Origin of the sequence: Streptomyces sp. NRRL B-24085, assembly GCF_001282115.1 — a bacterium.
Lineage (GTDB): Bacteria > Actinomycetota > Actinomycetes > Streptomycetales > Streptomycetaceae > Streptomyces.
The window spans coordinates 1-2052 of sequence record NZ_LJBR01000589.1 but is presented as its reverse complement, the minus strand read 5'-3'; the positions used below and the strand labels follow the sequence as shown (position 1 = coordinate 2052).

General features: G+C 70.3%; 1 protein-coding gene. It reads right to left on the bottom strand.

Annotation, left to right across the window (positions count from 1 at the left end; translation table 11 throughout):
• Positions 1-170: 170 nt before the first annotated feature.
• Entirely contained in the window at positions 171-1760 is a 1590-nt protein-coding gene (serA, locus tag AOJ26_RS39865; protein WP_053853225.1) for a phosphoglycerate dehydrogenase, read from the bottom strand.
• Between the last annotated feature and the right edge of the window lie 292 nt (positions 1761-2052).

Here is a 2052-nt window from a genome sequence, read left to right as displayed (position 1 = left end):
TGCTGGTGGGGGCGGCGGGCTTGGCTGCGGTGACGCTGCGGCGGATCCCGGTGCACAGCAAGACGCCGGACGAGCCGAGTTTCCTCAGCCCGTCCGGCGTTTGAGGACGAGGCCCCTTCAGGGCCGAAGCGGGGGCCTGGGGGCGGCAGCCCCCAGAACCCACGGCAATCTCAGACCAGGTTCACCGCACGAGCCGAGGTGGCCCCGATCTCCTCCGCGACCTCGGTCAGCACCCCGGCGGGCACGGTGTCGTCCACCGTGAGAACCGCCAGCGCCTCGCCACCGGCGATCGCACGCGAGACCTGCATACCGGCGATGTTGATCCCGGCCTCACCGAAGATCCGGCCGACCGTGCCGACGACACCGGGACGGTCCTCGTAGCGGAGGACGACCATGTGGTCGGCGAGCGCCAGGTCCACGTCGTACTCGCCGACGGCGACGATCTTCTGGAGGTGCTTCGGACCGGCCAGCGTGCCGGAGACCGACACCTCCTCGCCGCTGCCGAGCGTGCCGCGCACGGTGACGACATTGCGGTGGTCGGCCGACTCGGAGCTGGTCGTCAGCCGCACCTCGACACCGCGCTCCTGCGCGAACAGCGGGGCGTTGACGTACGACACCGTCTCGTCGACGACGTCCTCGAAGACACCCTTGAGCGCGGACAGCTCCAGCACCTTCACGTCGTGCTGGGTGATCTCGCCGTACACCTCGACGTCGAGGCGGACCGCGACCTCACCGGCGAGCGCGGTGAAGATGCGGCCGAGGCGCTCGGCGAGCGGGAGGCCCGGCTTGACGTCCTCGGCGATGACACCGCCCTGGACGTTGACCGCGTCCGGCACGAGTTCACCGGCGAGGGCCAGGCGCACCGAGCGGGCGACGGCGATACCGGCCTTCTCCTGGGCCTCGTCGGTGGAGGCGCCGAGGTGCGGGGTGGCCACGACCTGGTCGAACTCGAACAGCGGGGAGTCCGTGCAGGGCTCCTTCGCGTACACGTCGAGACCGGCACCGGCGACCCGGCCCTCCTTGAGGGCGGAGTACAGCGCCTCCTCGTCGACGATCCCGCCACGGGCCGCGTTGACGATCCGCACGCTCGGCTTGACCTTGCGCAGCGCCTCGTCGCCGATGAGGCCGACGGTCTCCGGGGTCTTGGGCAGGTGGACGGTGATGAAGTCGGAGACCTCGAGCAGCTCGTCGAGCGACAGCACCTTGACGCCCATCTGGGCGGCGCGGGCGGGCTGGATGTAGGGGTCGTAGGCGACGACCTTCATGCCGAACCCGGACATGCGCTGCGCGACCAGCGCGCCGATGCGGCCGAGGCCGACGACACCGAGGGTCTTCTCGGCCAGCTCCACGCCCGTGTACTTGCTGCGCTTCCACTCGCCGTTCTTCAGCGCGGCGTTGGCCTGCGGGATGTGGCGGGCGGTGGCGACGAGGAGACCGCAGGCGAGCTCGGCGGCGGTCACGATGTTCGAGGTGGGGGCGTTGACGACCATCACGCCAGCCTTGGTGGCGGCGGAGACGTCGACGTTGTCCAGGCCGACGCCGGCTCGTGCGACGACCTTCAGCTTGTGCGCGGCGGCGATGGCCTCGGCGTCCACCTTGGTGGCGGAGCGGATCAGGATCGCGTCGACGTCGGCGATGGCCGGGAGCAGTTCGGCTCGGTCCGCTCCGTTGCAGTGCCGGATCTCGAAGTCCGGGCCGAGCGCGTCCACAGTCGCGGGCGACAGCTCTTCAGCGATGAGTACGACGGGTTTCGAGCTCACGTGAGTCCTCACAAGTCCATTGCGGACGGCCGTCCCGACGGCCGCAGGCGGTGGAGGGTACTGGCCGCGTGGAAGACGCACGACGCTGTGGGCCTGACGCGTATGTTGTGCGCCAGTGTAGTGGCGCGGCGGCCGGCGTCTTGCGCCTCCGCGGAAGGATCACCCGGACGTGATCCGCCGGGTTGGACAACGGGGCCGGAGCTGACCGCTCCGGCCCCGTCATCGGAGGCTCACGCCTCCTCGTCGACCCAGCTCATCAGCTTGCGGAGCTGCTTGCCGGTGGTCTCCAGCA